Here is a 24,897-nt window from a genome sequence, read left to right as displayed (position 1 = left end):
CATGGGCGAGTTTCCAATAGTTCCCGGCGTCTTCGGGTTTCACTCGGGACCCTCCGATGCCGTAGACCATTGAAAACTCGCCCTTCCGTCCGCAGTGCTGCCCTTACCCCTTAAAATTGTCCGAAAGAGACAACGACGCAGGAGGTCCGGTATGCCTGCCAGCAAGAAAGAGGCAAAGGAGTTCGTCAAGCGGTGGCAGAAGCGCCTTGCCGCCATCCCCGCGGGCTCCAACAACGAGCAGCAGGACACGCAAAAGTTCTGGGTAGACCTGCTCATCAACATCCTGGGCATCCCGTCCAACACCATAGACAGCTTCGTCGATTTCGAGCGCAAGGTGCGCGGCCGCCGCATCGACGTGTTCGTCTCGGACCACAACTTCCTGTGCGAGCAGAAGTCGTGGGGTATCGACCTCGACAAGCCCGAGCCCAGAAACGGCGGCATGGAGACGCCGTTCCAGCAGGCCATGTGGTACGCGCGGCATCTGCCGTACTCCGAGCGACCCCGTTGGGTGATGACGTGCAACTTCGGGACCTTCCGCCTCTACGACCTCGACAACGAGAGGCCCGAGGACACCGTGCAGGAGTTCTCCCTTGAAGAGCTCCCGGACAGCCTGTACCTTCTCTCCTTCCTGACATCCAATGAGACGAGCCGTCTGCACAAGGAACAGCAGCTCTCCATCGAGGCCGGGACCTACGTCTCCAGGCTCTACGATGCCCTCGCCAAGCAGTACCACCACATCGAGGAGAAGGACGAGCGCGCGCAGGAGGAGCAGCGCTCGCTCAACGTGCTCATCACCCGAATCATCTTCCTGCTCTACGCCGAGGACGCCGACCTCCTGCAATCGCACCAAGCGTTCGGTAGGTACTGCGAGGGTGACCCTGCCAAGCTCCGCCGCAAGCTGGTTGACCTGTTCGAGGCGATCGACACGCCCCTGGACAAGCGGGATGAGTACATGGACGAGGACCTCGCGGCTTTCCCGTACGTGAACGGCGGGCTGTTCGCCGACTCCTCCATTATCGTCCCGCAGATGACTCCGGAAATACTCGAAGCCATCACCGACGCGTCCCAGGACTTCGATTGGCGTGAGATCTCGGGCGTCATCTTTGGCGGCGTGTTCGAGGGGACGCTGAACCCCGAGACCCGCCATGCCGGGGGCATGCACTACACGAGCGTGGAGAACATCGAGCGCTGCCTCAAGCCGCTCTTCCTCGACGAGCTGTGGGACGAACTGCACGAGGCCGAGGGCGAGAGGACGGCGGCGAAACGCAAGCAGGCCCTGGCGAGGCTGCACGACAAGGTTGCCGCCATCACCATCGGTGACCCCGCGTGCGGCTCGGGCAACTTCCTTACCGAGGCGTACCGGCAGCTGCGCACCATCGAGAACCGAATCATCGAGGACGAGCTCAGCGAGGAGACCGGCAACGCGGGGCAGACATCTCTCGTCATTGCGCAGGACAGCCCCGTCCGCGTATCTCTCGATCAACTGTACGGCATCGAGATAAACGACTTCGCCGTCTCGGTCGCCAAGACCGCCCTTTGGATCACCGAGGAGCAGATGCTCCGAAAGACGCAGGAGATATACGTCGGTTATGACTTCGACTTCCTGCCGCTCAGGAGCCTCAGCAACCTCCATGAGGGCAACGCCCTCAAGACCGATTGGTCCGAGGTGTTCCCCGATGACCTCACGTACCTCGTGGGCAACCCGCCCTTCCTCGGGGCCCGCAACCAGTCCAAGGAGCAGAAGGCCGAACTCCTTGAGGTCTTCGACGGCGCGAAGAACGCGGGCAACATCGACTACTGCGGGGCCTGGTACATGAAAGCCGCGAGGTTCACGCAGGGAAAGCGCACGCGCTGCGCCCTGGTCTCGACCAACTCCATCTGTCAGGGCGAGCAGGTTGCCAACCTCTGGAAGCCCCTCCATGACATGGGGATACACATCGACTTCGCTCACAACACGTTCCGTTGGGACAACGAGGCGGCAGATAAGGCCCACGTGTTCTGCGTCATCGTCGGGTTCTCCCGCGAGTCGGGGGCCAAGACGCTCTTCTACCACGCGACCCCGGACAGCGACGAAGAACGGATTCCCGCGGCTCGAATCAATGCGTATCTGAAAGACGCCCCTGACGTATTCATCTACAGCCGCAGCAAACCTATTTGTGATGTTCCGGAAATGGGCATCGGAAATAAACCTATTGATGGGGGATTCTACCTGTTTACCGATGAGGAGAAAGACGATTTCCTGAAGAAAGAGCCAAAGGCCGAAGGCTTCTTCCATCCATGGCTTGGATCAAAAGAGTTCATTCATGGCTATCACCGCTGGTGCCTGTGGCTTGGGGAGGCAACCTTCTCAGATTTAAAGCAGCTTCCTGAGTGCAGAAAGAGGGTAGAACAGGTTCGTGAATACAGGCTTGCAAGTAAAAGCGCTGGAACCCGGAAAATAGCAGATAAGCCAACGAGATTTCACGTTGAGAACATGCCCGAGGGAAGTTCCATCATCATCCCAGAGGTGTCTTCAAGCAGAAGGAAACGTGTTCCAATGGGCTTTGTTGGTCCAGAGATATTCTGCAGCAACAAGGTTAGATTGATACCTAATGCCTCTCTCTATCACTATGGCATTCTGCAATCTCAATTCCATAATGCATGGGTTAGGATCGTAACTGGAAGATTGAAGGACGATTACCAGTATTCGGCCAATATTGATTACAACAACTTCGTCTGGCCTGACCCAACGGAACCGCAACGCGAGGAAGTCGAGCGCTGCGCCCGGGCCGTGCTCGATGCCCGTGATGCTCAAGAGGATGCGACGCTCGCGGACATGTACGATCCAAAGAACGAAACGTTCTTCCCCGAGCTGATGTCTGCGCATAAGGCGCTCGACGCTGCTGTCGAAGCTGCCTATGGCGTCGACTTCGGTGGGGACGAGGAGAAGATAGTCGCCCATCTTTTCAACCTGTACGCCAAGAAGGTCGGTGATAGCGAATGATCCACCCCACGCGTTTCTCCTTGCCTGACGAGGAATACCTGACCCTTCTTGGGGAGGCGGTATACGTATTCAACTCGAATGTCTCGTTCTTTGTGGAGAATCTTATGCACGCCGGGGCTCCCGATTGGTATGGGCTTACCGACATGATGACGGGGCAGCTCAAGGACGAAGGAAAGAAATGGCTTGTGAACGAAGAGGACGTAAGAATCCTGGAACTGCTCTGTGATCTTGGAAATGAGAGGAACAGAATCATTCACAGTTTTCCGGTGACGCATGGTGGACGACAGGAGCTCCGAACGAAGGTTAAGGCCAAGGATGCAGAACGCCCAAACTATCAATACCAGATTGACCGTGAACTGCTCTGCTCCTTCATCGACAGAAATCAAGAATTGAACGACGAGCTATACAAGTGTAGAGATAGGAATACCGCCAATGCCTAACTCCATCTATAACCCCATATCGCTTGAGGTTGGTAACATCCTGAAGGATGTTCAGACGGGTAAGATTGGCTTGCCTGACTTGCAACGACCCTTTGTATGGGGCAATGACAAGGTCCGTGACCTTCTCGATTCCATGCTTCGTGGATACCCCATCGGTTATGTGATGTTGTGGGATTCTCCGAGCGATGATGCGGGCAAGAGGTCCGTGATAGGTTCGAACCAAAAGGTGTATGCCGTTCCCAAGTCCCTTGTCATCGACGGACAGCAGAGGCTCACTGCCCTCTTGAGCTCTCTGTACGGCGTACCCGTGCGAGACAAGAACTTCAGGGAGCGTACGGTGAAGATCGCCTACGACCCCATCGCACGCTCATTCAAGAATGCCGATGCCTCGACCGAGAGGGATTCGCGCTATGTGCCGGACGTATCCGAGGCTTTCGCAGCGAACCACGATAACAAGCTGAGTGTCTACCGCAAGGCGTTCATCAAGCGCCTTAACGAGGCGAATGCCAAAAAGGGCGAACCCGAGCTCGACGATGGCGGCGAGGATGCCGTCGAGAGTGGGCTCAACGCATTGCTCGGGCTTGAGCGTTATCTCCTGCCGACGCTGGAGATTTCCGAATCGGCGGACGAGGAGATCGTATCGGACATCTTTGTGCGCGTGAACTCGCAGGGGCAGGCGCTTAAGCAGGATGACTTTATAATGACCTTGCTTTCTGTCTACGAGCCCGCCATGAGGGAGCGTATCGAGGGGTTCTGCGCCATGAGCCACTCGCCTGCAAAGGGCACCTCGTACAACCCGCTCATGACCCTCTCTCCGACGCATATCATTCGCACCACGGTGGGCGTGGGGTTCAAGAGGGGTCGCCTGCGTTACGCCTACCAGATTCTTCGCGGGCGAAATCTCAAGAAAAAGAAAACGACGCCCGAGACTCGAGCCGAGAACTTTGCCACGTTCGGCCGCGCCCTCGATCTCGTGCTCGACTTGAACAACTGGCATGCTTTCATCAACACGCTGGCGGAGGCGGGCTACGTCTGCTCCGACCAGGTGGGGTCGGGCAACGCACTCATGTTCTGCTATGCGTTCTACCTTATCGGGCGCTATGAGTTCGACATAGAGCCGCTTGCCGTCCGCAGGCTCGTGCGGCGCTGGTATTTCGCCGCAGCAATAACGGGGCTCTATGTGGGGTCCTTCGAATCCGAGTTCGAGCAGCAGCTTAACGACGTCTCGCGCCTTGATACTGCCGACGAGTTCCAGGCGTACTTCGACCGTAGGCTCGCTGCCACCATGACGGACGATTATTTCTCCATTACGCTGCCCAGCTCCCTCGATGCAAACGAGGCGACGGGTCCGACCTGGTGGGGCTTCGTCGCGGCCCAAGTCGTGCTCGGTGCCAAGGCGCTGTTCAGCACGGCCCCTCTTTCTCAGCTGCTGCTTACCGGTTCGTCGGGCTCCAAGAAGGCCCTGGACAAGCATCACCTGTTCCCAGATAACTACCTGAAGGTCGAGGGCTACCTTTCGCAGCGCAGCAATCGAGGTAACTTTACCCTCGTTGACTATCAGAACAACATCTACATCTCGGACGACGCGCCGAGCGAGTACGTCAGGAGGTACCGTGAAGCCCTGGGCGAGGACGAATACCGCCGCAACTGCGAGGAACATGCCCTGCCCCTCGGATTCGAAGAACTTGATTACGAGGACTTCCTCGGTCAGCGCAGGCGGCTAATGGGTGAGCTCGTGAAGAGGGCATATGAGCGACTGTAGATTACGGACTTGGGGGTCATTTTGACCAAGGTTTTCATATCCTACGCATGGGAAAGCGAAGAACACTGCGAATGGGTAAAGGCGCTGGCCAACCGCCTTCTGTCGGACGGGATCGATGCAGTCCTGGACCAATATGATCTCGAACTGGGTGACAGGTTGCCGCAGTTCATGGAGAAATCGGTCAGATCGTCGGACTATGTCCTTATAGTATGCACTCCCACTTATAAGCAGAAGGCCGATGAACGAATCGGCGGGGTGGGCTACGAGGGCCACATCATCAGTGGCGAGCTGTTTTCGCAGCGCAACGAGAGGAAATTCATCCCGGTCTTAAAAGAAGGTAGTGTCAAGGATTGCATCCCAACCTTCCTTGAGGGGAAACTCGCGATTGACCTGAGCGAAAGGGGCGAGCTGGAGGGCTACAACGACCTTCTTGCGACTCTTTATGGGGTCAAGAAGAAGCCGAAGGTCGCGGCTGTTCATCGCATCGCTCAGACGTCTTCGAAAAACGTCTTCGAAAAACGCGAAGAAGAGGGCGAGGGCTCTGAGCCCATCAGAATCGTCGGCATTGTGGTCGATGAGGTGAGAGAACCGAGGAACGACGGAACGAGGGGGAGTGCCCTGTACGAAGTGCCGTTCCGATTGTCGAGACGCCCCAGCTCTCTGTGGCGCGAGTTCTTCTTGAAGTCCTGGGACTTGCCGCCAAGATTTACCACCATGCATAGGCCCCATATCGCATCGGTTGCCGGCGACGAAATAATCCTTAATGGGACCACCATCGAAGAAGTTAGGGACTATCACCGTGACACCCTCGTCTTGTGCGTGGAAGAGGCTAACAAACTTGAGGCCGAATATCTTGAGAAGGAACGGAAACGCCAAGCTCGCGAAGAAGCTGCTCGGTCAGCCTATCGGAAGAACGTCGAGGACGTTGCGGGGACGATAGACTTCTAGACCGGCTTCCACCGTAGGACTGCCATAACAATTGGCCTTGCGGCCGATGGGCCCCGCTTATGGGCGGGATCCCCGCGACGCATGGCATCGCTCCCGCTGCGGTGCCCTGGCAACGCTCCCCGGGGTCGCGTTTCGTCCGCCTCTGCTCACGCCGGCCTCGCCCGCCGTGCGACACCCCCCCATGGGTTACGTCGCCACGGCGTCTGGCTCGCCATGGCGCTGCGGCTGTTCAGGCTTCCACAAACGCCCCCATGCTCGCCTGGCTCCATTTCCGGGCCATGTGTCCATCGCTGCCAGCGGATAATGAGCCGCTGGGCGATATGAGCAGGGAGCTTGCCCCCTGTACCATCTAACATGCTACACAAGATCGCAAAGCTATCGAAAACGGCGCCACCGCGACTGCCGTCGGACACATGCCGCAGCGACCTCGACATCAACCGTCGGTACTCATGGTTGCACCAGGGCGCGTCAAACGCCGGTTTCACTCCTTTGCGAGTCCACCAGGACGAAAGGGGGGCGTCATGAGTAAGATACGGAAACTGATAGGTTTTGCCTTAGCACTCGCCTTCACTATGGCGATGCTGCCGGCAATGGCATTTGCTGATACGTCGTACTACGACCTGTATGTCAATGGCGAGCGATTCACCAGCGACAATCTCGCCATCGAATGCGGCGAGGGCACGGCAACGTACGACCCTGCTACGCAAACCCTTACGCTGGATAATGCATCCATCACGAATGCACTCGGTTCTGGCGGCATCTATTCGGGGCTGACGAGCGATCTGAACATCGTGCTCCAGGGTGAGAACCGCATTACTTTTGATGGCAACATGGGCGTTATGGCTACGGGGAATATCGAGCTTTCGGGGTCTGGCAGCCTCACTATCGATGTTGCGGGGGAAACGAGGGACGGCATAAGCGCTGCCGGTAACGTTTCGGTACATGGAACGACCCTTAACATTAATGCCCCGGGTGGTGTTGGCATTTGCAGCGACGGTTCGGTATTCGTCGACAACGCGAGGCTCACGTCGCACGCGCTGTATGCGGGTATCGATGCCGCTAACCTTACTATTAACAACAGCAGCGTGGTCGACATTTCAGCGACGGAAAACAATTGCAACGCCGCGTACATCAGCTCCTGCGGTGGCACCACGGGCGGCAACTTGAGCATCTCGAATTCTAACGTCGTGGCGAAAAGCCTCTTCCCCGGTCTGTTCGCCGGCGGAAACCTAACGGTTGATGGCGGCTCTGTCCAATCGACCTCTACCGCCGATGCCGCTCTGTGGGCAAGCGGCGATCTGACCGTCAAGGGCGGCGCAAAGGTCATGCTCGCCGGCGTATATCCGGCTGGCTGTGCTGGCGATTTCACAGTCTACGCGGCCGAGGTCGATGCCAAGAACACAAACGTGGATAATATCCCCGCGCTCTCGGATAACCCCGTCATTTACGGTGATTTCGACCTGACGCAAGCCGTTGCCGTTGACAGCGAGGGCGCGACTATCGACCTCATCGAGCACGATGGCGTCGAGCAGGCCAAGGGCTTCCTGCATCTCTATAAGAACATCCACTTCACTACGGGCGAGAAATCCGTCACCTATAGCTTCCCCTTCACGAAGGTCGTTAAGAAGGGCGGCGACATCGCTCCGGGCAAGCAGGAATTTGAGCTCGAGATTTTCAACGTTGGCGTCGGCCAGATTGATGATTACGCCGACGTGACCGTGACGGCGAGCGTCGCCACCAACGGAGTGGGGGAATACAAGGGCGTGCTTACCATCAAGGGTCCCAAGAGCCAGGTCCGCGACATCACCTGTGAGGGTTTCTGCGTGCGTGAGAAGAATACGGGTGTGGCAAACTGGACGTATTCCGACACTGTCTACCAGATCTTCTGCCATGAGTACACGATTGCGACCGATGCCCAGTCGGCCACCCAGTCGAGTTATGAAATCTTCCCCGTCAAGCTGGTGGAAACCGATAACGGTGCATTCTACGAGAAGACTCAGGATACGCCCGTGGCAAGCATGACGTTTGAGAACATCTATACGGAAAAGGCCGCTCCCGCCGAGGGCGATAAGCCTGATACCGGCAAAAAGCCTGCTGCCACCACAAAGCCTGCCGGAAAGAAAAAGACCACTGCAGGCAAGATTCCCAGCACGGGCGACAGCAGCGCCCCTGCTATGGAGTGCGCCGCATTGCTGGCAATCGCAGGCGTGCTAGCTGTTGGGCTTTCGATCAAGAGATTGCACTGCAAGCGCTAGGGAGAGTTTTTAAGAACCGATCGGTCATTCTACTCATGACTGCTCATAGAGTATAGAGCCAAGAAGCCCGCTCAATGTCTTTGACGTTGAGCGGGCTTCAACGGTTAATGGCCCCATGCGTGCTAAATGCCCGCGCGTTTGGTGCGCGTTACGCGCAGATGTCCGCACTCTCCAGCCCACTTCCCCTCCCGGGGTGGTAAAGTTGTTGACCACACGGAAATGCCGGCGCGGAAAGGGAACGATCGCATTGGCCCAGAAGGTGACACTCAAGCAGATTGCCAACGAGGTGGGGCTTTCTCCCTCCTCGGTTTCCCTCGTGCTCAACAACCGGCCCTGCCGCATCTCGGAGGAGAATCGTCGCCGCATCAAGGAAGTCGCGGCGCGTGAGCATTACGTTCCCAACCAGATCGCTCGCAGCCTGGTGATGCGCGAGTCCAAGACGCTTGGCCTCATCGTCCCTAACATCGAGAGTCGCTTCTTCTCATCGCTTGCCAAGAACCTAGAGCAACGTTGCCGCGCTGAGGGGTATGCCCTGTTCATTACCAACTCCGATGGTTTGCCCGAAAACGACCTGGATTTGTTGGCCCTTCTCGTCACGCGTGGGGTGGACGGCATCTTCTTGGTTGTTGCCGATGAGCTCGCAGACGACAGCGTGCTGGTCGATGAGCTTTCTCATCTGCCTGTGCCCTATGTGATGATCGACCGTGTGGTGGACAACCTCTCCTGCGACAAGGTTTTGTTCGATCATGAGCAGGGCGGCTACATGGCAACAAAATACCTGCTGGAGAAGGGCCACGAGCGCATCGCGTGCATGGTCAACGCGGCCAAATCCATGACGGGCCGCAAGCGTCTTGCCGGTTATGAGCGTGCCCTTACCGAAGCCGGCGTGGCATTTGATCCCTTGCTGGTGGTCGAGACCGACTACTACATCTCCGATGCCTATGAGGCGTCGGCAAACGTGCTGGATACCGATGCCACGGCCGTTTTTGCAAGCTCCGACAACATTGCTCTTGGCCTGCTCAAGCGTCTGTACCAGCGCGGCTGTCGTGTGCCGAGCGACTACTCGGTAGTGAGCTACGACAACAGCGCCGCCGATGCCTTGTTTGAGCCGGCTTTGACCTCGATCGAGCAGGACGTGACCATGCTTTCTGAGCACGCTATCAACATGATGCTCCGCAGGATTGAAAAGCCGATGGCACGCCCCATCGAGCGTGTGCTCGAACCGCGTCTGGTGGTACAGGGCAGCGTTTCCCCGCGCTAGCGGGGACGGGGCGCCTGCGTCTTCTTGGCGCATGCTGTAAAAGCAAAAATGGCTTTGCCCGAATGCTTCATATGAAGGCGTTGTGGAGAGCCGGGGCGATAATCTTTTAGATTGTCAAAACTGCGAACGAGCTCACCATGCTGCATAAATAACCAAATAATGTCCCCTAATATGCATGAGTCTTTACAGTGCTAAAACGTTTTTCCATAACGATAAAACGTTTTACCGCCTATACTCTCAATTCGGATACAGGTGCTTGTTGTACCTGATGCCGTGCCAATAAGCGTCGGTTCCCCCATACGCCCCACCTGTCCCTAAAGGGGGTGTGTTTTCAGACGCTTTTTAAGCCTTGGCGCCCCGTAGGAGAGAGCGGTGCGCGCCAGGGAGGCCAGCATCAAAGCGCTTGAGATCTGACGCATGCGGTCCCTTGCATGCGCCGATGCGTGCGAGATGCGCTCCCGCGGCGATTGCCCTGCCCGGCAGGCCGCGGGAACGCAGCGCATCGTTTATCGGGAGTTACACGCCGGCGCCCACCGGCGAGAATACAGGAGGCAATACATGACTCAGCCCGTTATCGGAACGCCGTGGAAAAAGCTCGATGCGCCCGTTTCCAGCGAGGAGCTCGAGGGAGTGGAGAAGTATTGGCGCTGCGCCAACTATCTCTCCGTCGGCCAGATCTACCTGCGCTCTAATCCTTTGATGCGCAAGGATTTTGTCGATGAGAAGACGGGCGAGGTGCGCGACTTTGGCCGCCCCGACGTCAAGCATCGCCTGGTGGGCCACTGGGGCACCACTCCGGGCGTGAACTTTTTGTTTGGCCATGTAAACCGCCTTATTGCCGACCACCAGCAAAACGCCATCTTCCTTATGGGCCCCGGTCACGGCGGCCCGGCCGGTACCGCGCAGTCCCTGCTCGACGGCACCTATCGTGAGATTCGTCCCGACATCACCGATGACGAGGCCGGTCTGCAGAAGTTCTTCCGTCAGTTCTCCTATCCCGGCGGCATTCCCAGCCACTTTGCACCCGAGACTCCGGGCTCCATCCACGAGGGCGGCGAGCTTGGCTACACCCTGTCCCACGCGTACGGCGCCGTGATGGATAACCCGAGCCTTCTTGCCGTGGCCGTGGTGGGCGATGGCGAGTCCGAGACCGGTCCGCTTGCGACCTCTTGGCAGTCCAACAAGCTTGTGAATCCCAAGACCGATGGCATCGTGCTGCCCATCCTGCACCTCAACGGCTATAAGATCGCCAACCCCACGATTCTGGCGCGCATCTCCGACGAAGAGCTCACTAAGTTCTTTGAGGGCATGGGCTACGAGCCACACTTCTTTGTGGCCGGCTTTGACAACGAGCCCCACAGCTCCATCCATCGTCGTTTTGCCGATCTGTTCGAAGAGGTCTTTAACAAGATCTGCGACATCAAGGCACGCGCCGAGGCGGGCGACGAGACGCGTCCCGTCTACCCGATGATCGTGTTCCGCACGCCCAAGGGCTGGACGTGCCCCAAGCATATCGACGGCAAGAAGACCGAGGGCAGCTGGCGTGCGCACCAGGTGCCTCTGGCATCTGCCAAGGATACGCATGAGCACTTCCGCGTGCTGCGCAGCTGGCTTCGCTCGTATAAGCCCGAGGAGCTCTTTACCGCAGAGGGCCAGATTCGTCCCGAGGTAACGTCTTTTATGCCTACAGGCGACCTGCGCATCGGTGCCAACCCCAATGCAAACGGTGGCAAGGTGCGCCACGAGCTCACGCTGCCCGACATCCATGCCCATGAGGTTCCCGTGGCGGAGAAAGGCCATGGCTGGGGCGCAACCGAAGCGGCGCGCGTCTTTGGTGCCTATACCGCCGATGTCATGGAGCTCAACGACGACTTCCGTATCTTCGGTCCGGACGAGACTGCATCCAACCGCCTGCAGGACGCTTACAAGGTGACGCACAAGCAGTGGGATGCCGGCCACTATGCCGACGCCGACAACGATGAGCTGCTGGCGCCCACCGGCCGCGTGGTCGAGCAGCTGTCCGAGCATCAGTGCGAGGGCTTCCTCGAGGCCTATACCCTCACCGGTCGTCATGGCGTGTGGAGCTCCTACGAGTCGTTTGTGCATATCGTCGACTCCATGGTCAACCAGCACTGCAAGTGGCTTGAGGCCTGCGTGCGCGAGATTCCCTGGCGTGCTCCCATCTCCGGCTTGAATATTCTGCTGTCCAGCCACGTGTGGCGTCAGGACCACAACGGATTCTCGCATCAGGATCCCGGTTTTGTGGATCTGCTGCTCAACAAGGCAAACGACACCCATGTGGTCAACGCGTACTATCCGTGCGATGCAAATATGGCGCTTGCCGTGGCCGAGCGCGCGTATACGTCCACGAACTGCGTGAACGCCATCTTCTGTGGCAAGCAGCCGGCGCCGACGTTCATCACGGTGGACGAGGCCCGTGCCGAGCTTGAAGAGGGCCTTGCCGAGTGGAAGTGGGCAAGCAGTGCTTCCAGCCTTGATGAGGCCGATTTGGTTATCGCTTCTTGCGGCGACGTGCCTACGCTCGAGGCGCTGGCGGCACTCGATATGCTCAAGAAGATCGGTGTGAAGGCGACCTTCGTGAACGTGGTCGACCTACTCAAGATTAAGAGCACGGCCGAGAACGACCAGGCTATCTCCAACGAGCGCTTTGCCGAGTTCTTTGGTACCGATAAGCCGGTCCTGTTCTGCTTCCACGCATATGCGGGCACGATTCATCGTCTGATTTGGGATCGCCCCAACCATGACAACTTCCACGTGCACGGCTACGAGGAGAAGGGCTCCACGACGACTCCCTTCGACATGCTGCGCCTCAACAACATGGACCGTTGGGCGCTTGCCGCCGACGCCCTGCGCATGGTGGATGCTCAGAAGTGGGCGGCGCAGATTGAGGAGTGGGAGAACTTCCGCGAGGAGGCCTTCCAGTTTGCCGTGGACGAGGGCTACGATCATCCGGCCTTTACTAGCTGGGTGTGGCCCGATGCCGCTGCGGCAACCGAGGGCCAGCTGTCGGCTACGCAAATGACTGCCGGCGATAACGAGTAGCTGGTTAACGTGTGGGCGGCGCATCCCTGTTTGAAGGACGTCCAGGCGCTCGGGCAATAGGCTAAGTTGCCTCTCGATTTTGCTCGACGCTCCGTAAACTCAGCCCCCTATGCATGCCCGCGTCCGGGTTTTCCGGATGCGGGCATTTTTATGTGCTCGGACCTTTTTCATATTGAGAGAAGCCATGCGGGCGGGATTGTGCCTCAGCTTTTTGCATGAGCTGCGCCCTGCCTGTCTATTGTTTCATTTCGATGCTTTTGCGCGTTGGGTTGTAAGATACTCGCAAACGATACCGATGAAACGGGAGGGACGCGCGGGTGTTGGAGCGGCGCGAGCGGTTGGATAGCAGCAGGAGGGACCGTCTGGGTGCTTCTTGGCTCGAAAGCAAGGTTTTCGCTTGGTCCGACGATCCCACGCCAAAGCGCTATGCAATCGATCTTGCTTGCATATTCTTGTTTTTGGTGACGGCCACGCTGGTGGGTTTTGCTTTCTTTGCCTTTGATATGGAGGCGTGCATCGTCGTTACCTATGTGCTTGCGGTTCTTTGCATATCGCTCTTTACGGTAAAGCGTGCGTACTGCCTTGTCGCATCGGCGCTTTCTGCGCTCCTGTATAACTACTTTTTCACCACGCCGCGCTTTTCGTTGACGGCCTGGGGGCGCGCGTATCCTGCTACCTTTGCCGTGATGTTTGCGGTCGCCCTTATTGCGAGCACGGTTGCCATGACGCTGAGGCGAGAACTGCACGCTTCTCACACGGCGTACCGTAGGACCAAGATCATGCTGGAGGCAGACGAGGCCTTTCGTCGCTGCGAGACGCATCGCGAGATCGTAAGCGCGGCGGGCGCCCAGCTGTCGAGGCTCCTTGACGCAACGGTTGTGTGGTACTGCGATGAGGGGGAGGGCTTCTTGGAGCAAAGGAGCTTCTCCTCGGCCGGCGCGTCTCCAACCCCTCCGGTGATCGAGCTTTCTATGGCAAGAAGGGCCTTGGAGGACGGTGAGAGCGTCGGCGTTGGGACGAAGCTTTTTCCTTCGGCATCCGGTCTGTACCTGCCTCTGCGCTCTGGTACCGATGTCGTGGGCGTCATGGGTATCTGCCTTATGGGCGCAGCCCCGCTTCCCGCGGAGCGCAACGAGGCCGAGGCCGTTGCGGGAGAGGCATCGCTTGCCCTTGCCCGTGCAAGGGCGCTTGAGGAGCGCGAAAAGGCTGCCGTTCTGGCTAAAAATGAACAGCTGCGTGCCAATCTGCTTAGGTCTATCTCGCATGACTTGAGAACGCCCCTTACGGCAATTTCGGGCAATGCCGATGTGCTCCTGTCTGATGGCGAGGACCTGAGTGCCAAGAAGCGCGAAGGGCTTTTGCGCGATATCCGCTCCGATGCCATGTGGCTCAATGCCACGGTGGAAAACCTGCTTGCGATCACGCGCTTGGAGAATGGTGAGGTGCACCTTTCGACGACAACGGAGCTACTCGATGATATCGTCGAGGAAGCGCTGCGCCATGTAAGCCCGGACTCCGAGTTCCACGACATCGAGGTCGAGCCGAGCCGCGATCTTTTGCTTGTCGACGTGGATGCGCGTCTTATGGTGCAAGTTGTGGTGAACCTGCTGAACAATGCCGTTGCCTATACTCAGGTGGGCTCGCGTATTCGCATTATGTCGCGCGCCGATGCCAACATGGCCGTTGTGCGTGTGGAGGATAACGGCCCCGGTATTGCCGAAGGGGATCGTTCCCGTGTGTTCGAATCGTTCTACACGGCAAGTCATGCTCTGGCAGATTCGAAAAGGAGCGTGGGCCTAGGGCTTGCTTTATGCAAATCGATCGTGGAGGCACATGGCGGCAGCATTGGCGTCGATGCGGTCGAGCCGCATGGATGCGCGTTTTGGTTTACGCTGCCCTTGCATCGTATGGAGAATGGAGATATAGACCATGCCGATTGAGAGCCATGCAAAAATCCTTGTTGTCGAGGATGACGCTACGGTTAGAAACCTGGTGCTCACGGCGCTTGAGGCCCAAAGTTTTGATCTTCTTGCCGAGTCTACAGGGCGAGGCGCCATCGCCTCGGCCGCCACGAATGCACCCGATGTGGTTTTGCTCGACCTGGGGCTTCCCGATATTGACGGCATCGAGGTCGTTCGCGCTATACGCGTGTGGTCCCAGATGCCGATCATCGTGGTGTCCGCCCGAAGCGAAGACGCCGATAAGATCGTTGCGCTCGATGCGGGGGCCGATGATTATCTCACCAAGCCGTTTTCGGTAGGCGAGCTCCAGGCGCGTATTCGCACGACCTTGCGCCGCTCGAGCTACCTTTCGAATGCCCCCATGCGCGAGAGCTCCACGTTCGAGAACGGAGATCTTCGTATCGACTATTCGGCGGGCGTGGCATACCTGTCCGGCGAGGAACTGCATTTGACGCCCATCGAGTACAAGCTCCTGTGCTTGCTGTCCCACAATGTGGACAGGGTCCTTACGCACAGCTTTATCTTGAATGAGGTTTGGGGTGCCGAGCACCAGGCGGACCTTGCGTCGCTGCGCGTATTTATGGGCACGCTGCGCAAGAAGATCGAGTCCGATCCGGCGCATCCCCGCTATATCCAAACCCATGTGGGTGTGGGCTATCGCATGATTCGCGCCACTGCGGCTAAAGACTAAACATAGCCGTTTACCTGGTGTCTTTAGGCCTTCTTTATCCGAGTTTAACGGCACTTTTATGCCTGACGCATGTTGAATCGTGCGAGGGTGACAGCCTTGTTCTAAAGAGGCCCAAGGGTGGCTATTCTTCCTTTGCGTTGGCGGCATTGCCGCCGGCCGCGCATGTCCGTCGGGCACGCGCGCAATCAAAGAAAGGAGGACCCTTGGATACTGTGTCCGAATCGCATGAGGAGAAGATTTCGCAGCTCGCATCGCTCACCGGCGCGGATGCGCTGGCGGCCATGGACAGCAGCGCTGCTGGCCTGACGAGCGATCAGGCAGCGAAGCTGCAGGCCAAATACGGCAAGAACCTCATCCAGGCGGCCAAGAAAAAATCTCCAGTCCTGGCATTTCTCTCCAACTTCACGCACCTCATGGCTATTTTGCTGTGGGCGGCAGGCATCATCGCCCTGGTGGCAGGTATGCCCGAGCTGTGCGTTGCCGTGTGGTTGGTAAACTTGATCAACGGATGCTTTAGCTTTTGGCAGGAGCATCAGGCGGACAAGGCAACCGAAGCGCTCAAGAAGATGCTCCCGTCTTACGTCAATGTTATTCGCGATGGCCAACAGTCTCAGGTGCTTGCGGAAGACCTCGTGCCTGGCGACATTATGGTCCTAGCAGAAGGCGACAAGATCTCTGCTGATGGCCGTGTCGTGCGCGCCTCTGATCTGCAGGTGGACCAGTCGACACTTACCGGCGAGTCCAATCCGGTGCGAAAGACCGCCGACGCCGTGCTCGAGCCCGATCTGACCGCTGCCGAAACGCCCAACCTCGTGTTCGCGGGAACTTCTGTTTCCGAGGGCAACGGCCGTGTTGTTGTCACAAAGATCGGCATGGCGACGGAGTTTGGCAAAATCGCGAGCCTGACGCAGAACATGGAGGACTCCGAGAGCCCCCTACAGCGCCAGCTTGATCGCCTGACCAAGCAGGTTACGCTGTTTGCCCTGTGCATGGGCATCGTGTTCTTCCTGCTTGACGTGCTCTTTGTGCACAACGGCCTTGCCTCCTCGTTCATCTTTGCCTTGGGTATGGTCGTTGCCTTTATTCCCGAGGGCTTGCTGCCCACGGTTACGCTGTCGCTTGCTATGGCAGTGCAGCGCATGAGCAAGCGCAACGCTTTGGTGAAGAAGCTCAGCTCTGTTGAGGCCTTGGGCTCTACGAGCGTTATTTGCACCGACAAGACCGGCACGCTTACTCAAAACGAGATGACCGTCAACCATCTGTGGACATGCGAGCGCGAGTACGAGGTCACTGGCGTGGGCTATGCTCCCAAGGGCGACATCGAGAGCGACGGCGAGAAGTGGCTGGCTGCCGATAACAACGAGCTTCGCCTGCTGGTGGCAGGCGGCGCGCTGTGCTCCAATGCGCGTCTTGTTGCTCCCGAGGAAGAGGGCGGCCGGTATACCGTTTTGGGCGATCCCACCGAGGCATGCCTGCTCGTGAGTGCCCAGAAAGCCGGACTTACGCTCGAGGACCTCGAGCGCGAGATGCCGCGCGTGAGGGAGCTTCCCTTTGAGAGCCGCCGCAAGCGCATGACGACCATCCATCAGCTCAAGCGTCCGTTTGAAGGCGCTTCCCGTATCGCATTTGTGAAAGGCGCCCCTAACGAGGTTGTCCGTCTTTCCGAGCATGTGCGCTGCCGCGGCGAGGTCGCTCCCATGAGCGATGAGATGCGCGAGCGCATCATGGCTGCAAACGATAGCTATGCAGCGAATGGTTTGCGCGTCCTCGCTTTGGCATATCGCCCACTGCGCGCCGACGACGATTCCATTCCCCGCTCGATGAGCGATTACACTCCCGATAACATCGAGTGCGGTCTTACCTTTGTTGGACTGCTCGTTATGCAAGACCCGCCAAGGCCCGAGGTTGCGGCAGCCGTTGCCGAGTGCCGCCGCGCTGGCATCCGCGTTGTGATGATCACGGGCGACTACGGTCTTACCGCGGTGTCCATTGCCCGCAAGATTGGTATCGTGCAGGGCGAGCACCCGCGCGTCTTCTCGGGCGTCGAGCTCGAGAAGACCTCGGATGAGGAGCTCAAAGAGGCGTTGAAGGGCGAAGTAGTCTTTGCTCGCATGGCGCCGGAGCAGAAGCTGCGCGTTGTCGAGAACCTGCAGCAGATGGGCGAGATCGTGGCTGTCACCGGAGACGGCGTGAACGACTCTCCTGCGCTTAAGAAGGCAGACATCGGCGTTGCCATGGGCATCACCGGCACGGACGTGGCCAAGGAGGCCGCGGACATGATCTTGACCGACGACAACTTCGCCTCGATCGTCCATGCCATCGAAGAGGGCCGTGCAGTCTACGCCAACATCAGGAAGTTCATGCTCTATATCTTGAACTCCAATGTTCCCGAAGCTGTTCCTTCTGCGATCTACCTGCTCTCGGGCGGAGCGGTGCCTCTGCCGCTTACGACGATGCAGATCCTCACCATCGACCTGGGCACCGATATGCTGCCCGCCCTTGGTTTGGGTACCGAGCCTCCCGAGGCCGACGTTATGAGCAGGCCCCCTCGTGACCCGAATGAGCCCTTGCTTTCGGGCAAGGTCATGCGCAAGGCCTTCCTGTGGTACGGCATGCTTGGCGCGCTCTTCTCCTTCGCTGCGTTCATGTTCTGCCAGATCATGAATGGCTGGCATCCGGGCATCGCGATGTTTGGCGTGGGCGCCGACCTCGATCCGGTCTATGTCCGTGCAACGACCATGGCGCTTGCTGCTATCGTCTTCACGCAGATTGGCGAGGTTTGGAACTGCCGCACGGAGACCGCTTCGGTTTTTGCCACGGGCCTGTTCTCGAACAAACAGATCAACAAGGGTATTCTGTTCGAGATCGTGCTCATTGTTTTCATCACGCTGTTCCCACCGTTCCAGGGCGTCTTCCACACCAGTCCGTTGCTGCTGAACGACTACGTGTTCTTGGTGCTGCTTCCGCCCGTCATCTTGTTGATTGAGGAGTGCCGCAAGGCCATCGTTCGCAAGAAGAACCATATCGACCGTAATGGCGTCGTGCTTTCTCAGACGCCGGAAAAGAGGTAGCCATGAACGTAATCGTCGTGGGCATGGGACGCATGGGCGTGAACCTCGCCCGCAAACTTGACAGGCAGGGATATAGCGTCTGCGCTATCGATCAGGACCCGGAGCGCCTTGAATCGCTGGGGGAGTCGTTTGGCGGCAGCACCGTAGAGGGTGTTGGCTTTGACCGTGCAGTCCTCGAGGCCGCCGGAATCGACCGTGCCAGTGCCGTGATCGCCTGCACCTCGTCCGACGAGACGAACATCGTCGTCGCGCGCATCTCGCGTCAGACCTATCGCGTCCCCCGCGTCATCGCCCGCCTGTACGAGATCTCCAATGCCGAAACCTACCGTAGGCTCGGCATCCAGAGCATCTCCACCACCGATTGGGGCGTGCGCCGCGTTTGCGAGCTTTTGACGTTCAACGAGCTGGACGATGTTGTCGAACTTGGGTCCGGCGATGTGCGCCTCGTGCGCGCCGACGTCCCGGCGCTTCTTGAGGGAAGCCCGGTGCGCGAGCTCACTGTTGTGGGCGAGATCAGCATCGTTGCCGTTTCGCACGATAACGAGACATTCGTGCCCACGCAGGGAACGGTGCTTGACCACGGAGACATCATCTATGCGGCGGTTGCGTCGAGCGCTGCGGGCAAGTTCCGCACCATGCTCGGCTTGGCCGAGTAAGGAGGCAACCATGAATATCATTATCGTCGGCGGTGGCAAGACCGGCTCGTATCTCGCCTCCCTGCTGAGCAGCCGCGGCGACACGGTGCGCGTTATCGAATCGAGAAAAACCGTGGTGCAGCGTCTTGAGGCAAAGCTGCCGGAGGGCACGGTCGTGCGCGGCATGGGCTCGAGCCCCGATGTCCTCGAGGCGGCAGGTGTGCTGCATTCAGACGTCGTGATTGCCGTTACGGGTAACGACGAGGTTAACCTTGTGATTTCGATGCTCGCAAAGATGGAGTACGGCGTTGGCCGCGTGGTCGCACGCGTCAACAACCCGGCGAATGCCTGGATGTTCGATGCCTCTATGGGCGTCGATGTGGCCATCGACCAGGCCGATCTGATTACGCGCTCCGTCGAGGAAGGCCTTGATATCGAGGACGTCTACACGATTATGCGCTTGGGCAAGAGCGGCCACGCTATTGTCCAGGGCGAGGTGCGTCCCCGTTCCTCGGTGGTTGGGAAGGCAGTGCGCGACCTGCAGCTGCCCGAGGACCTTGTGCTTGTGGCTGTCGAGCGTGACGGGGATATTGTTATCCCCAATGGCGGCACGGAGCTCTGCGCAGGTGATCGCGTGGTTGCGTTCTCCGACGATTCTGGCAGGGATTTTTTGAGCCACGCTTTGCAGTAGACATTGCTAATTTGCAAAAGGCCGCATCTGGGTTTTCCGGGTGCGGCCTTTTTGTGAGTGGGGCCATGTTCTCTCATGTGGACTTCCATGTGCGATTGTCACGGTTCTGTTACCGATTTTGAGGGGTTCGCGCAGAAGGCACTCTAGTATGCTAAAGTATCGGACACCGGCCGAGGCCGGTTCTTTTTTCGATATGTTGGCTATCGTAGAGGGGATGGACGCACGTATGACGGCCACACCGTGGGGATTCAGGGACATTTTGCCCGAGGAGGCTCAGGCGCGCGAGGAGATCGCACAGACGGTGAGGGACTGCTTTCGTGCTCATCATTACCTTCCAGTCGAAACGCCGCTGCTCGAGGACAAGGGCTCTCTCGAGGAGGGTGGCCGCATTGCGGACACCCCGTTCAAGTTGTTTGATGACGATGGCCGCTTGCTCGTAGTGCGACCCGACAATACGCTTCCCATCGTTCGCCTGGTCTCTACGCGCATGCGCTCGGCCGATTTGCCGCTTCGCCTGCGCTATGAGGCTCCGGTCGTGCGCGAGCAGGTGCGTGGCGCTGGCGGCTCCCGTCAGTTTACGCAGCTGGGTTTCGAGCTTATCGGCGAAGGGGACGCCGCGGGCGATGTCGAGATGGTTTCGCTGGTGACAAGCGCCGTTCGTGCTCTGGGCCTTGCCGATGCCAGGGTTGTATGTGGCAGCGTCCGTCCTTTTAAAACGCTTCTTGCACATGTGAGCGACGCATCTTTGGCCGAGGACGCCTTGCGTATGGTTCACGCAAATGATTTTGTGGACCTGGACGCTCGCGTGATGGCAAGCAGCGAGCCCGATGCCATGAAGGCTGCCATCTGCGAGCTGCCGCGCCTGGTGGGCGGTGCATCGGTTCTCGATCGCGTGGACGAGCTTCTCGCCGCAGCCGGTGTCGCAGACGACATGACGTGCGAGCTTCGTGCGCTTATCGCGGGTTTGGATGCTCAGGACGCCGCGCTGCTCTCCTTTGACTTTTCCATTATGAATTCCTTCGATTACTACACTGGTCTGGTGTTCAAGGCCTATGCGGGCGGTCTTCCCGATCCCGTGGGTTCGGGCGGTAGGTATGACTCGGTGTTCTCTGGCGTGTTCGAATCCGATGACGAAGTGCCCGCGGCGGGTTTTGCCTTTTCGCTCGAGCGTCTGGAGAGCGCGCTGAACACGGCAGAGGACGCCGCCGACGGCGACCACGCTGCCGTGCGCACGGGCAACGCAGCGGGCGCCCCGTTGCGCATCGCCGTGCCCAAGGGTTCTCTCAAGGCCGATACGCTCGAGGTTCTGGAGGCCGCCGGCATCGATGCCTCCGAGCTGCGCGACCCGGGCCGTCATCTTATCGTGCACGGCCGTGATACCCGCGCGGGCGAGGACGGCATCGGCGACATCGAGTTTATTATCGTGCGCCCCAGCGATGCGCCTGCCTTTGTGGGCTGTGGCGGCGCCGACTGCGGCATTTGCGGCCGCGACTCCCTGATCGAGGCCGGTCTCAACCTTTTGCAGCTGGTCGACCTTGGCTATGGCGCCTGCAAGTTTATCGAGGCGGAGCCTTCCTGGCGTGCAGGCCAGGCCGAGCGCAATTATGCCCGTCGTGGCTCGTTGCGCGTCGCTACTAAGTATCCGCGCATCGCTGCGGCGTGGTATGCGAGTCGCGGCGTGGTGGCGGATATCGTCTCACTACACGGCAATATCGAGTTGGGGCCCATCGTCGGCATGACCGACCGCATTGTCGATATCACGGCCACGGGTTCCACCCTGCGCGAGAACGATCTGGTTATCACCGGCGAGATCATGGAATGCACAGCGCGTTTCTTTGTGAACCCCGGTGCTGCCCGTTTGGATCCGCGCGTGCGCATCTTGGGCGAGCGACTGGCCGCTGCGGTGGAGCATCTCCATTTCGAGCCCGTTGCGGGCTCGGCTCAGTAGCGGGCATATATCGATTTTGACGTAGCATGGGCGCAGATGCCCAATAGAGATAGGACTGTTTGAGATGAAGACCATCAAGTTGGCAGCGGGCGAGCTGCTGAGCGTCAACCAGCTCAATCGCAAGGGCGTGCTGCCCGAGAATATCGTGGCTTCTGCCAAGGAGATCGTGGCCCGCGTGCGCGCCGAGGGAGACGCGGCGGTACGCGACTATTGCAGCCGTTTTGACGGTGTTGACCTTGAGAGTTTCCGTTTGCCGCAGGAGCAGATCGATGCGGCGCTTGAGGGCTTGGACCCCACGTTTGTCGCGGCGCTCGAGAAGGCCGCCGCACAGATTCGCGAGTTCCACGAGCGCGAGGTCGAGCAGAGCTGGTTTACCACGCGCACGGATGGCACCATGCTCGGCGTCAAGGTGACCCCGCTTGCGGCGGCCGGCATCTACGTGCCGGGCGGACGCGCGCAGTATCCTTCGACGGTACTCATGAACGCTATTCCCGCCAAGGTTGCAGGGGTCAAGCGCGTGGTCATGGTCACGCCTCCGCAAAAGGATGGACTTATCAGCCCCTACACGCTTGCTGCCGCAAAGCTCGGCGGTGTGGACGAGATCTACATGGTGGGCGGCGCGCAGGCAGTAGCGGCGCTCGCTTACGGTACCGAGACCATCCCCAAGGTCGATAAGATCACCGGTCCGGGCAACGCGTTCGTGGCTGCTGCCAAGCAGATTGTCTCGGGTGATATCGGTATCGATATGATCGCCGGACCGTCCGAGGTTTGCGTGCTCGCCGATGCGAGCGCGAACCCCATGGTCGTTGCGGCTGATCTTATGGCGCAGGCTGAGCACGACCCGCTGGCAGCTTGCTACCTGGTTACCTGCGATGCCGATTTTGCCGCCCAGGTCGAGCGCGGCATCGAGGTCCTGGTGGCTCAGTCGCCCCGCGCGGAGATTACGCGTACCTCTCTTGACAACGAGGGCACGATCGTAGTCGCTGCCGATATGTCGGCGGCAGTCGAGGCCGTCAACACCGTGGCGCCGGAGCACTTGGAGCTTCACTGCAAAGATGCCATGGGGCTGCTGGGCGGCATTCGCAACGCCGGTGCCATCTTTGTGGGCGCTTGGAGCTCCGAGCCCCTTGGCGACTACGTTGCCGGTCCCAACCACACGCTTCCCACGGGCGGCACGGCGCTTTTCTCCAATCCGCTTTCTGTCGAAGAGTTCGTCAAGCGCTCGAGCGTCATTTGCTATACTCCTCAGGGCCTGATGAAGGATGCGCCTGCGACTCAGCGTTTGGCTGAGGCCGAGGGCTTGTGGTCCCACGCTCTTTCTGCGGCGCTGCGTCGTCGCATTCTGGAGCAGGGTGAAGATTCCGTAAGCTGCGAGGCACTTGCCGGCACGGACCTTACTGCTGTTGCTTGGCCGGACGATGACGTCCAGACGGTCGCCCGTGGCGCGGCGTCGGCGGGTGAATAGCGATGGCGGAGCTTTCCCAGAAGATGAAGGAGCTCGTGCAGCCGTATCTGGCGAGTATCGAGTCGTATGACCCCAACTTCACGCCCACGAGCATTAATCTCTCGGCAAACGAGAACACCTATCCCGTGCCCGAGGGCGTGCGCGAGGCCGTTGACGCCGCCTTGGCCGCAACGCCCCTCAACCGCTATCCCGATCCCATGAGCAACGACTTGCGTGACGAGCTGGCCGTCTGGCATGGTGTGCCGCGCGAGATGGTCTGCGTAGGAAACGGTGGCGACGAGCTGCTCTATAACTTCCTGCTCGCCTTTGGCGGGCGCGGGCGCACGCTGCTCAATTGCCCACCGTGCTTTAGCGAATACGCGTTTTTTGCCTCGCTTGTTGAGACCGGGGTGCGTGACGTATGGCGCGATCCCAAGACCTTCGAGCTCGATTGCGCGGCGGTGCTCGAGGCGGCCCCCTCATGCGATCTTGCTATCGTGACCTCGCCCAACAATCCCACGGGAGATGTGGCTTCGCTCGATTTTGTCGCTAAGCTCTGCGAGGCATGTCCCGGTATGGTCATGGTCGACGAGGCGTATATCGAGTTTGCCGATGCCTCCTTTGGTGCCAAGACCACAGCCCAAGGACTTATCGAGAAGTATTCCAACCTCGTTATCCTGCACACACTGTCCAAGGCCTTTGGGGCGGCAGGCACGCGCTGCGGATATGTGATCGCGGCGCCCGAGGTTATCGACGTGTTTGCGGCGATTCGCCAGATCTACTCGGTCAATGTGCTTACGCAGGCGGCGGCGCTTGCGGCCGTGCGCGCTCGCGATGCCTATGCGCCGGTTGTGGCCCAGGTTGCCGCGGAGCGTGAGCGCGTCAAGGCTGCGCTCGAGGCGTTTGCTGCCAAAGGCCTGCCCGTTGAGGTCTGGCCGAGTTTTGGCAACTTCCTGCTTGTGCGTATGGCGCGTGCGACCCGTGTGCGCGAGCGTCTGCGCGACGAGTACTCGATTCTTGTGCGCGACTTTAGCTATGCGCCCGGACTTGCCGGCTGCCTGCGCATCACCGTGGGTACGCCTGCAGAAAACGACGCTGTATTGAGTGCGCTTGCCGTGCTCGTAAAGGAGGAGATGTAGATGTCTCGCACCGTAGAGGTAGCCCGCAAGACGGGGGAGACCGACATCCAGATCAAGCTCGACCTCGATGGGTCTGGCGTTTGCGATATCGATACGGGTGTGCCGTTTTTCGACCACATGCTCAACGCGTTTGGTCGTCATGGCCAGTTTGACCTGACGGTGCATGCCGCGGGCGACGTTGAGGTCGATGCGCACCACACCGTGGAGGATACGGGCATCGTGTTGGGCGAGGCGTTTTGCCAGGCGCTTGGCGATAAAGCGGGCATCACGCGCTTTGCTGATTCGACCATCCCCATGGACGAGACGCTCGTCATGGCGGCAGTCGATATTTCCGGCCGCGGTCAGGCCTATTGTGACCTGCCGCTGCCCACCGAGCGCGTGGGCTCGTTCGATACCGAGCTTGCGGTCGAGTTTTTCTACGCCTTTGCGCGCGATGCCCAGCTCACGCTGCACGTGCGCGAGCTGGCGGGCGAGAACAGCCATCACATTATCGAGGCGGCATTCAAGGCCACGGGCCGTGCCATGCGCTTTGCGTGTGAGATGGACCCGCGCGTAAAGGGCGTGCCATCGACCAAGGGAACCCTTTAGCTGGGCGTTTTAATCGA

At 59.1% G+C, this 24,897-nt stretch carries 16 protein-coding genes; all 16 read left to right on the top strand.

What is annotated here, in order from left to right; genetic code table 11:
• Window positions 1-151: 151 nt before the first annotated feature.
• The 16 genes from BQ9843_RS01800 (at window position 152) to hisB (ending at window position 24,880) form a co-directional block, all read left to right on the top strand.
• A complete protein-coding gene (locus BQ9843_RS01800; RefSeq protein WP_075843636.1) occupies window positions 152-2,983 on the top strand; it encodes a DNA methyltransferase in 2,832 nt (943 codons plus the stop codon).
• Window positions 2,984-3,003: 20 nt separating this feature from the next.
• On the top strand, window positions 3,004-3,423 hold the full coding sequence (locus BQ9843_RS01795; RefSeq protein WP_143327601.1) for a selenium binding protein: 420 nt from the start codon (window positions 3,004-3,006) through the stop codon (window positions 3,421-3,423).
• On the top strand, window positions 3,416-5,185 hold the full coding sequence (locus BQ9843_RS01790; protein WP_075843634.1) for a GmrSD restriction endonuclease domain-containing protein: 1,770 nt from the start codon (window positions 3,416-3,418) through the stop codon (window positions 5,183-5,185). Before BQ9843_RS01795 ends, BQ9843_RS01790 begins: the two co-directional genes overlap by 8 nt.
• Window positions 5,186-5,206: 21 nt before the next feature.
• A complete protein-coding gene (locus tag BQ9843_RS01785) occupies window positions 5,207-6,133 on the top strand; it encodes a toll/interleukin-1 receptor domain-containing protein (RefSeq protein WP_230205534.1) in 927 nt (308 codons plus the stop codon).
• Window positions 6,134-6,654: 521 nt separating this feature from the next.
• Window positions 6,655-8,388, top strand: coding sequence for a carbohydrate-binding domain-containing protein (locus tag BQ9843_RS01780; protein ID WP_195906597.1), 1,734 nt, complete (start codon window positions 6,655-6,657; stop codon window positions 8,386-8,388).
• Window positions 8,389-8,635: 247 nt separating this feature from the next.
• A complete protein-coding gene (locus tag BQ9843_RS01775) occupies window positions 8,636-9,649 on the top strand; it encodes a LacI family DNA-binding transcriptional regulator (protein WP_075843631.1) in 1,014 nt (337 codons plus the stop codon).
• 558 nt (window positions 9,650-10,207) lie between these two features.
• Window positions 10,208-12,712, top strand: coding sequence for a phosphoketolase (locus tag BQ9843_RS01770; RefSeq protein WP_075843630.1), 2,505 nt, complete (start codon window positions 10,208-10,210; stop codon window positions 12,710-12,712).
• 338 nt (window positions 12,713-13,050) lie between these two features.
• The gene (locus tag BQ9843_RS01765) at window positions 13,051-14,652 is read left to right on the top strand and encodes an ATP-binding protein (protein WP_195906596.1); all 1,602 of its coding nucleotides are present in this window, start codon (window positions 13,051-13,053) and stop codon (window positions 14,650-14,652) included.
• Window positions 14,642-15,364: a response regulator gene (locus tag BQ9843_RS01760; protein ID WP_075843628.1), complete on the top strand. Its 723-nt coding sequence runs from the start codon at window positions 14,642-14,644 to the stop codon at window positions 15,362-15,364. Before BQ9843_RS01765 ends, BQ9843_RS01760 begins: the two co-directional genes overlap by 11 nt.
• A 212-nt stretch (window positions 15,365-15,576) precedes the next feature.
• Entirely contained in the window at window positions 15,577-18,435 is a 2,859-nt protein-coding gene (locus BQ9843_RS01755) for a cation-translocating P-type ATPase (RefSeq protein WP_075843687.1), read from the top strand.
• Window positions 18,436-18,437: 2 nt separating this feature from the next.
• A complete protein-coding gene (locus tag BQ9843_RS01750; RefSeq protein ID WP_075843627.1) occupies window positions 18,438-19,091 on the top strand; it encodes a potassium channel family protein in 654 nt (217 codons plus the stop codon).
• Window positions 19,092-19,101: 10 nt separating this feature from the next.
• Complete coding sequence (locus BQ9843_RS01745) at window positions 19,102-19,761, top strand: NAD-binding protein (RefSeq protein WP_075843626.1); 660 nt, start codon at window positions 19,102-19,104, stop codon at window positions 19,759-19,761.
• Between the two features lie 148 nt (window positions 19,762-19,909).
• Entirely contained in the window at window positions 19,910-21,709 is a 1,800-nt protein-coding gene (gene hisG, locus BQ9843_RS01740; protein WP_326844818.1) for an ATP phosphoribosyltransferase, read from the top strand.
• A 64-nt stretch (window positions 21,710-21,773) separates the two neighbouring features.
• A complete protein-coding gene (hisD, locus tag BQ9843_RS01735; RefSeq protein ID WP_075843625.1) occupies window positions 21,774-23,174 on the top strand; it encodes a histidinol dehydrogenase in 1,401 nt (466 codons plus the stop codon).
• 2 nt (window positions 23,175-23,176) lie between these two features.
• Window positions 23,177-24,292 (top strand): histidinol-phosphate transaminase, encoded by a 1,116-nt coding sequence (hisC, locus tag BQ9843_RS01730; RefSeq protein WP_075843624.1) that lies wholly within the window; start codon window positions 23,177-23,179, stop codon window positions 24,290-24,292.
• A complete protein-coding gene (gene hisB, locus BQ9843_RS01725; protein ID WP_075843623.1) occupies window positions 24,293-24,880 on the top strand; it encodes an imidazoleglycerol-phosphate dehydratase HisB in 588 nt (195 codons plus the stop codon). It abuts the gene before it with no gap.
• Window positions 24,881-24,897 lie beyond the last annotated feature (17 nt).

Origin of the sequence: Collinsella bouchesdurhonensis (genome assembly GCF_900155365.1) — a bacterium.
In the GTDB taxonomy this organism is placed as follows: domain Bacteria; phylum Actinomycetota; class Coriobacteriia; order Coriobacteriales; family Coriobacteriaceae; genus Collinsella; species Collinsella bouchesdurhonensis.
This window is presented reverse-complemented; position numbering and strand designations above follow the sequence as displayed.